This is a genomic window from Cellulomonas pasadenensis (assembly GCF_047229365.1).
GTDB lineage: Bacteria > Actinomycetota > Actinomycetes > Actinomycetales > Cellulomonadaceae > Cellulomonas.
In genome coordinates this window covers 1-8,809 of record NZ_JBFTEP010000142.1, presented here as the reverse complement: position 1 = coordinate 8,809, position 8,809 = coordinate 1, and the positions used below count along the sequence as shown (strand labels likewise).

Below are 8,809 nucleotides of genomic sequence, written 5' to 3'. Positions count from 1 at the left end.
GCGCAGCGCGCCGGCGTCCCGCTCGGGCGGTACCGGCGCCCGTGGGCCGTGGCCGCACGCGACGAGGTCCCCGACGCCGGGACCGCCGACGACCGGCTGTGACGTGCGCGACAGCGTCCGCGGTGCCCACGGCGCGGGCGCGGCGGCGACGGCTGCCCCGCGTCGTCTACCTTTGGCGCCGTGAGTCCAGCGGAGAACGCGACCGAGGTCCCGCGCGGCGTGGCCAGCCACGAGGTCCCCGAACCCCTGCGCAACGACGTCCGGCTGCTCGGTGAGCTGCTCGGCCGTGTGCTGCGTGACGCCGGCGGGGAGGACCTGCTGGCGGACGTCGAGCGGCTGCGCGAGCTGACGATCCGCTCGCACGGCGAGCCGGACGGCGACGCGCTGGCGGAGGCCGAGCGCCTCGTGACCGGTTTCTCGCCGGAGCGCGCCGAGCACGTGGCCCGCGCGTTCACGTGCTACTTCCACCTCGCGAACCTGGCGGAGGAGTACCACCGCGTCCGCGTGCTGCGCGACCGCGAGTCCCGCCTCGCGCCGCACGAGCTGGCGCCCGACGACTCCCTCCCCGCGGCGTACCAGCGCCTGGAGGAGGAGATCGGCGCCGAGGCCGCGCGCGAGCGGCTCGCCACGCTCGAGTTCCGGCCCGTGTTCACCGCGCACCCCACCGAGGCGCGCCGGCGCGCAGTCGCCCGCTCGATCCGCCGCGTGGCCGAGCTGGTCGCCGAGCGCGACACCATGCAGATCGGCGGCACGACGCTCGCCGAGAACGAGCGTCGGCTGCTCGCCGAGATCGACACGCTGTGGCGCACGTCGCCGCTGCGCGCCGAGAAGCCGACCGTCCTCGACGAGGTCGAGACCGTCCTGTCGATCGTCGACGCGACGCTGGCCGACGTGCTCCCGCAGGTCTACCGGCGCCTCGACGACTGGCTCCTCGCCGCGGACGCCGGCACCACGGCGCCGGTCGTGCAGCCGTTCGCCCGCCTCGGCACGTGGATCGGCGGCGACCGCGACGGCAACCCGAACGTGACGGCCGAGGTCACCCGCGCGGCCGCGGTCGCGGCGTCCGAGCACGCGCTCGACGCGCTGCTGGTCTCGGCGCGCCGGACGGCGGCGGGGCTCACGCTCGACGGCGCCGGCACGCCGCCGTCGCCCGGGCTGAGCGCGCTGTGGCAGCGCCAGCGCTCGCTCGACGAGGCGATCGCGACGCGCGCCGCGAACGACGCACCGAACGAGCCGCACCACCGCGCGATGCTCGTCGTGGTCGAGCGCATCGCCGCCACGCGGCGCCGCGACGCGGACCTCGCCTACGCGAACGCCGAGGAGCTCGAGGCCGACCTGCGGGTCGTCCAGGACTCGCTCGTCGCCGCCGGCGCCCGGCGCGCCGCCTACGGCGACCTGCAGCGGCTGCTGTGGCAGGTGCAGACCTTCGGGTTCCACCTCGCCGAGCTCGAGGTCCGCCAGCACTCGCAGGTGCACGCCGCCGCGCTCGCCGACATCGAGGCGAACGGCGTCGACGGCGACCTGCAGCCGCAGACCGTCGAGGTCCTCGACACGTTCCGGGCGCTCGGCGCCGTGCAGCGCCGGTTCGGCGTCGCCGCCGCGCGGCGCTACATCGTGTCGTTCACCCAGTCGCCCGAGCACCTGGCGGCCGTCTACCGGCTCGCCGAGCTCGCGTTCGGCGGCGCCGACGACGCGCCCGTCATCGACGCGATCCCGCTCTTCGAGACCTTCGCCGACCTGCAGGCGAGCGTCGACATCCTCGAGGCGTCCCTCGCGCACCCGCGGGTGCAGGAGCGGCTCGCCGTCAACGGCCGTCGCGTCGAGGTCATGCTCGGCTACTCCGACTCCTCGAAGGACGTCGGCCCCGTCTCCGCGACGCTCGCCCTCGACGACGCGCAGCGCCGCATCGCCGACTGGGCGCGCCGTCACGACATCGCCCTCACGCTCTTCCACGGGCGCGGCGGCGCCCTCGGGCGCGGCGGCGGCCCCGCCAACCGTGCCGTGCTCGCGCAGCCGCCGGGCTCCGTGGACGGCCGCTTCAAGCTGACCGAGCAGGGCGAGGTCATCTTCGCCCGCTACGGCGACCCGGACATCGCGACCCGGCACATCGAGCAGGTCACGGCCGCGACGCTGCTCGCGGACGCGCCGAGCGTGGTGCGCCGCAACGACGACGCCGCGGCGCGGTTCGCCGACCTCGCGGGCCGGCTCGACGTCGCGTCGCGCGAGCGGTTCCACCAGCTCGTGCGCGCCGAGGGCTTCCCGGCGTGGTTCGCCGAGGTGACGCCGCTCGAGGAGCTCGGCCTCCTGCCGATCGGCTCGCGACCCGCGCGCCGCGGGCTCTCGGTGTCGTCCCTCGACGACCTGCGGGCGATCCCGTGGGTGTTCTCGTGGTCGCAGGCCCGGATCAACCTCGCCGGCTGGTACGGGCTCGGCACGGCGCTCGACGCCGTCGGCGACCTCGACGAGCTGCGCACCGCCTACGCCGAGTGGCCGCTCTTCGCGACGATCATCGACAACGTCGAGATGTCGCTCGCCAAGACCGACGAGCGGATCGCCGCCCGCTACCTCGCGCTCGCCGACCGGCAGGACCTCGCCGAGCTCGTGCTGTCCGAGATGGCGCTGACCCGCCGCTGGGTGCTCGCGACGACGGGTGCCGACGCGATCCTGGGCCGGCGCCGCATCCTCGGCCGCGCCGTGCAGCTGCGGAGCCCGTACGTGGACGCCCTGTCGCTGCTGCAGCTGCGTGCGCTGCGCGGCCTGCGCACCGGTGCCGCCCCCGAGCAGGCCGACGAGCTGCGACGGCTCCTCCTGCTCACCGTCAACGGCGTCGCCGCGGGTCTGCAGAACACCGGCTGACCGGTCCGGTCCGGCGTCCCGGCCCCGGTGCGGCTCGTCCGCGCCGGGGCCGTCGTCGTCCCGCGGTGCGGCTCGCTCAGCGCGCGGGGACCGTCCGGCCGGCCGCCCACGCGCGCAGCGCGGCGACCCGCTCGTGCATCACGACCGCGAGCGGCCGCGTCGCGCGCACCTCGGCGAGGACGGTGGCGGCGTCCAGCGGGACGCGCCGTGCGTGGGCCGCGTAGGTCGCGGCCACGACGGCCTGCTCGATCTCGGCGCCGGAGAACCCCTCCGTCTCGGCGGCGAGGCCGGCGAGCTCGGCGTCCGTCGGGTCGGCGCCGTGGCGGCGCGCGTGCAGGCGGACCAGGGCCGCGCGCGCCGGCGCGTCGGGCAGGTCGACGAAGAACAGCTCGTCGAACCGGCCCTTGCGCACGAGCTCCGGCGGCAGCGCGGAGATGTCGTTGGCCGTGGCCGCCACGAACACGGAGGTGCGTCGGTCGGCGAGCCACGACAGCAGCGTGCCGAGCACGCGGCGGGACGCCCCGCCGTCGCCGTCCGACGCGGCGAGCGCCTTCTCGATCTCGTCCACCCAGACCACGCACGGCGCCAGCGCCTCGGCCGCGGCGAGGGCCTCGCGCAGCCGTCGCTCCGACTCGCCGACGTACTTGTCGTGCACCCCCGCCAGGTCCAGGCGCAGCAGCGGCACGCCGAGCAGCGCGGCGGCTGCCCGCGCGGCCAGCGACTTGCCGCACCCCTGCACGCCGAGCAGCAGCATGCCGCGCGGCGCGGGCAGGTGCGGCGCGCTGCCGTCGAGCGCGGCGCGGCGCACGTGCAGCCAGCGCAGGACGCCGTCGAGCCCGACGACGTCCTCCGGGGCCGCCGTCGCGTACTCGTAGGACAGGATCCCGTCGCCGGCGAGCGCCTCCACGCGCGCGCGCTCGACCTCGGGGACGTCGCGCATCGTCAGCGCGCCGTCCGTCACGACGGCGCCGTGGGCGAGGCGCGCGACGTCGCCGTGGGACAGCCCGGCCAGGCGTGCGACGAGCAGGTCGCGCGCGTGCGGGTCCACGGGCGGGAGCGTGCCGGTCGTGGTGGCCCACGCGGCGACCACGTCGTCGACGATGCGCGCGCGCTCCTCGGTCGTGGGCAGGCGCGTCGGCAGCCGCACGGCCAGGTGCTCGAGGTCGGGCGGCACCCGCAGCGTCCGCGACACGAGCACCACGGTGCTGCGCCGGGCGACGGGCAGCTGCGCGGCGTCCTTGAGCAGGCGCACCACGACGGGGTCGTCGAGGAAGGGGTGCAGGTCGAGCAGCACGTAGACGCCGGGCACGGTCGTGTCCACGACCGAGCGCAGCACGGCGACCGCCTCGGCGTTGTGCCGCTGCGGCGCCGCCCCGGGGACGTCGGCGCGCGACAGCCCTTCGGTGACGCTCCACCGGAACACCGGGCGCGGCGGTCCGGCGACGCGTGCCGCCGACGCGGTCACGAGGGCGACGGCGCCCGCCTCGTCGTCGGTCTCGAGCACCACGAGCGGGGACCGCGCGGCCACGAGCGCGCCGAGGTCGTCCCGCGAGACGGTGGGCGTCGGGACGGGGAGCATGGCCGCACGCTAGCGGCCGGGCGCGGCGGCGGGGCACCGCCGGTGGTGGGACGCGCCGGTGCGTCGGCGCGGGCCGTCGCGGCCGGTCAGGAGGGGAGCGACAGCACCGCGGGCAGCGGGTCGCCGGCGGCCAGCACGTCGAGGACGAGCCGCTCGTGCGGGACGACCGGGTCGGGCAGCGCGTCGAGCGGGAACCACCCCATCGCCGCCGTCTTGTCCGGCTCGCGCGTCACCGGGTCGCCGGACCACGTCGTGACCTCGAAGAAGGCGTCCAGCCGCTGCTCGACCGCGGGCCCGCCGCGCTCGAACCGGTGCAGCGCCGTGAGCGGCACGAGCGCGTCGGGCGCGACGACGACACCGGCCTCCTCCGCGGCCTCGCGCACCGCCGCCTCGTGCACGCTCTCGCCCGGGTCGACGTGGCCCGCCAGGGTGGCCCAGTACCCGTCCATGTACCCCGTGCCGCGCCGCAGCTGCAGGAGGACCTCGTCGCGCCCGTCGACGCGCCGGCGGAGCACGACGTACGCGGCGGCCACGAGGAGCGAGCGTCCGCCGAGGTGGTCGTCGGCCGCGTAGCGCGCCGGTCCGCGAGCCGTGCGGGCGCCCGGGTCGTCGGGGCGCGTGGGGGCGGCGTCGGCGGGCATGCGGGGGAGTCTGGCACGGGCGTCCGGGCCGGGGCGCGCGCTCAGGCGTCGACGAGGTCCATGTGCAGGATCTCCCACACGTGCCCGTCCGGGTCCGCGACGGCCCGGCCGTACATCGGCCCGTCCTCCTGCACGGCCCGGAACTCGCTGCCGCCGGCGGCCAGCGCGCGCGCGACGAGGTCGTCGACCTCCGCGCGGGAGGACGCGGACAGGCAGTGCAGCACCTGGGTGCTCGTGCGGGCGTCGGACACGGGCAGCGGCGTGAACGCGGCGAAGCGCTCCTGGTCGAGGAGCATCACGCAGATGGTGTCGGACACGACGACGCTGACGACGTGCTCGTCGGAGAACATGTCGTTGACGCCGAACCCGAGGCCCTCGTAGAACGCGCGGGCGGAGGCGAGGTCGCTCACCGGCAGGTTGACGAAGATCATGCGGTCCACGGGTGGCTCCCTCGGTGCGGTCGGCCCGGGCGGGGTGCGGGCGCGCCGTCCGGTGGGGACGCGCGGGGCGTCCGTCGCGTCAGCGGTGCCGACTCGCGGACGGCCGCGGACTCATCGGGCGGCGGCGGGCGCGCGCACGGTCCGGACGTCGGGCGCCCGCCACCCGCGACGGGGTTCCGGGCTGTCGGTGGTGGCCGCTAGCGTCGCCGTGTGACCACGACCACATCGCAGGAGTCCTCGCCGACGGCTCCCCTCACCGCGCCCGGTGCTGCCGGCGCCGTGGGCGCCGACGTGTCCGAGGAGGAGTTCACCGCGCGCCTGGCACCGCTGCGGCGCGAGATCCTCGCCCACTGCTACCGCATGACCGGGTCGGTGCACGACGCGGAGGACATGCTGCAGGAGACGTACCTGCGCGCCTGGCGCGCGATGCGCGGGTTCGAGAACCGCTCGTCGCTGCGGACGTGGATGTTCCGCATCGCGACCAACACGTGCCTGACGCACCTCGAGGGACGCAAGCGGCGACCGCTGCCCACCGGCATCGGCGCCCCGCCCGCCGATCCCCGCGACCAGCCGCGCGAGGACACGAGCGTGCCGTGGCTCGAGCCGCTGCCGGACCGGCTGGTGTGGTCGTCCGCGCCCGTCGACCCGGCGGAGTCGGCCGTCGGCCGGGAGACGGTGCGGCTCGCGTTCGTCGCGGCGCTGCAGCACCTGACGGCGCAGCAGCGTGCCGTGCTGCTCCTGCGCGACGTGCTGGCGTGGTCGGCCGCCGAGGTCGCGGACGCCCTCGACCTGTCCGTGGCCGCGGTCAACTCGACGCTGCAGCGCGCCCGCGCGCACATGGCCAACGTGCACGACGTGCCGCCCCTCGAGCCGACGGACCCGCGGCACCGCGACCTGCTGGCGCGGTACGTGGCGGCGTTCGAGGCCTACGACGTGGCGGCGATCGTGGAGCTGCTGGCGGCGGACGTCGTCTGGGAGATGCCGCCCTTCCCCGGCTGGTACCAGGGGCCGGCCGCCGTGGGGCACCTCATCACCACGTGGTGCCCGGCGACGGGGCCGGGGTCCATGCGGATGCTGGCGACCGCCGCGAACGGCCTGCCCGCGTACGGCCTCTACATGCGCGGCGACGACGGCGTGCACCGCGCGTTCCAGCTCCAGCAGGTGACGCTCGGCGCGGACGGCGTGCGGCACGTCACCGTGTGGTTCGGCGCCGAGCTGTTCGCCCGGTGCGGGCTGCCCGCCGAGCTCGGCCCGGACGAGGGCGTCGCCCCCGCGGTCTGAGCGCGCCGCCGGCCGGCACCGGGCACGGCCACGCCCGTCGGGGTCGGACGCACGAGCGCCCCGCCTCCCCGGTCCGCGCCGGGGTGGCAGGGCGCTCGTGCACGCGGTCGTCAGCCGCGCACGGTGATCCGGAGCGGCCGGCTGTCGGTCGAGCCCGCGGCGTTGGTCAGGCGTGCCACGACGGTGTGCTCGCCGGGCGTCAGGCCCGTCAGCGTGGTCGTCGCGGCCTGGCGGCGCGGCGTCCGCGCGACCAGGTCCTGCCGGTCGACCTCGACGCCGTCGAGGAGCAGCGCGTACGACGTCGCGTTGGTGCCCCAGTACAGCGTCGTCGTGACCGTGACGGCGCCGTCCCGCACGGGGCCGGCGGTGACGGTCGGGCGTCCCGGGTTCGCGTCGCGCACCGTCACGGTCAGCGGCGCCGAGCGGGCCGTGCCCCACGGGTTGAGCACCTCGGCCACGTACGTGTAGGTGCCGTCGGCGCGACCCGTGACGTCGAGCGTGGCGGTCTGCCGGCGCGGGGAGCGGCCGTCGAGCCACTGCGCGTCGACCAGCACGTCGTTCTCGTAGAAGCGCACGACCGTGGCGTTCTGCCCCCAGTAGAGCGTCGACGTCACGGTGTAGTCGCCGTCGTGCAGGCCGGTGCCGTGCGCGTTGTCGTGCGACAGCCGCGGCGCGTCCGGCGCCCCGGTGGCCACCGGCGTGCCGGACGGCAGGGTCGCCCCGGCGCCGGCGCGGACGGCCGCCGCGACCTCCTCGGTGGGCTGCACGACAGGGTCGTAGTGCTCGGCGGGCGTCCAGCGGGCGGTGTCCGCGAGCGGCAGCGGTGCCGTCGCGTTGAACGCCGCCACGACGTCGACCGGCGCGCCGTTCACGAGCGTGCCGGTCTCGCGCAGCTGCGTGCCCTTCCACTCGGCCACGACGCGCGCCGGGTCGACGCCCTCGGCGAGCTCGACGGCGTTGTTCTCCGCCACGATGCTCGACTCGACGCCGGCGCCCCAGTAGTAGGAGAACAGGCCGGGGCGGGTCTGCTCGTACAGGTTGTTGTAGACGTGCACGTCGCCGAACCGCACGCGCGGGGCGCGCTGGCCGACGTCGGTCCACCGGTTGTGGTGGTAGGTCACGCGGTGCTGGCCGCGGTCCTGCAGCCGCGAGTCGGACGACCCGACGATGCTCGTCTTGTCGTGGTCGTCGAAGTGGCTCCACGACACCGTGACGAGGTCGGAGCCGTGCGTGACGTCGAGCAGCCCGTCGTGCACCTCGAACGGGCGCCCGTACACGGTCGGCAGCGAGGCCGGCGGGTGCTCGCCGTCGTCGAGCGTGAGGTGGTCCGCCCACACGCTGGTGGACGTCCAGACCGACAGGTTGTCGTACGCGGAGTTCCAGTTGCCGGTCGCGCCGTCGCCCGGGTCCCACTGGGGGAAGCAGTCGTACGCGTCGGACAGCGTGAGGTTGCGGACGATGACGTTCGCGGCGTCGCGGATCCGCAGGTTGGCGCCGACGATCCCGGCGTCGTCGCCGACGCCGACGATCGTGACGTTCGAGCCGACGTGCTGCTGCGTCTGGCGCGCCTGCACGGCGGCCGCCGCCACGCGCGCGTCCTCGAGCGGGCCGGACGGGTCCTCCCTGCCCCACGGGCCCGCGGGGTCGTAGTGGGCGACGTAGTCGTCCATCGAGAAGGGGGCGCCGGTGCCGGCGACCGTGACCTGCGACGCGAAGTCGTCGCACGTCAGCCGCGTGCCGTCGGCGGTGCTGAACGCGTCCAGCGTGCCGCGCACGTAGACGATCCGCGGCGTGGTGCTGCGGCGCGCGTCGGTCTGCGAGCCGCCGGGTCGTCCGGCGAGGGCGTCGCGCAGCTCGGTCCACGTGTCGACGACGTAGACCTCGGACGCCGCGGCGGCGGCGCCGCCGGTGGTGCCCGCGGCCTCGACGACGCGGCCGTCCGGGCGGGTCGTGCCGGACCACGACGCCCAGCCGTCGCCCGCCGGGAGGACCTCGCGGCCGAGGTCGCGGGC

6 protein-coding genes are annotated in these 8,809 nt (G+C 76.4%); 2 read left to right on the top strand and 4 right to left on the bottom strand.

What is annotated here, in order from left to right:
* The first annotated feature begins 180 nt into the window (after nt 1-180).
* Nucleotides 181-2,856 carry a phosphoenolpyruvate carboxylase gene (locus tag AB6N23_RS15605; protein ID WP_412866917.1) on the top strand — a complete coding sequence of 892 codons (2,676 nt, stop codon included), beginning with the start codon at nt 181-183 and terminating at the stop codon, nt 2,854-2,856.
* Nucleotides 2,857-2,932: 76 nt separating this feature from the next.
* Here AB6N23_RS15605 and AB6N23_RS15600 read toward each other — a convergent pair whose 3' ends face one another.
* From AB6N23_RS15600 to AB6N23_RS15590, 3 genes are all read right to left on the bottom strand, one after another.
* Entirely contained in the window at nt 2,933-4,435 is a 1,503-nt protein-coding gene (locus AB6N23_RS15600) for an AAA family ATPase (RefSeq protein WP_412866916.1), read from the bottom strand.
* An 86-nt stretch (nt 4,436-4,521) separates the two neighbouring features.
* The gene (locus tag AB6N23_RS15595; RefSeq protein ID WP_412866915.1) at nt 4,522-5,076 is read right to left on the bottom strand and encodes an NUDIX domain-containing protein; all 555 of its coding nucleotides are present in this window, start codon (nt 5,074-5,076) and stop codon (nt 4,522-4,524) included.
* A 41-nt stretch (nt 5,077-5,117) separates the two neighbouring features.
* Nucleotides 5,118-5,507: a VOC family protein gene (locus AB6N23_RS15590; protein ID WP_412866918.1), complete on the bottom strand. Its 390-nt coding sequence runs from the start codon at nt 5,505-5,507 to the stop codon at nt 5,118-5,120.
* A 219-nt stretch (nt 5,508-5,726) separates the two neighbouring features.
* Here AB6N23_RS15590 and AB6N23_RS15585 point away from each other — a divergent pair, with 219 nt between their 5' ends.
* Nucleotides 5,727-6,797, top strand: a complete 1,071-nt coding sequence (locus AB6N23_RS15585) for a sigma-70 family RNA polymerase sigma factor (protein ID WP_412866914.1) — start codon at nt 5,727-5,729, stop codon at nt 6,795-6,797.
* Nucleotides 6,798-6,907: 110 nt separating this feature from the next.
* Here AB6N23_RS15585 and AB6N23_RS15580 read toward each other — a convergent pair.
* Nucleotides 6,908-8,809, bottom strand: a 1,902-nt coding sequence (locus AB6N23_RS15580; RefSeq protein ID WP_412866913.1) for a pectate lyase family protein, incomplete at its 5' end; no start/stop codon positions are given.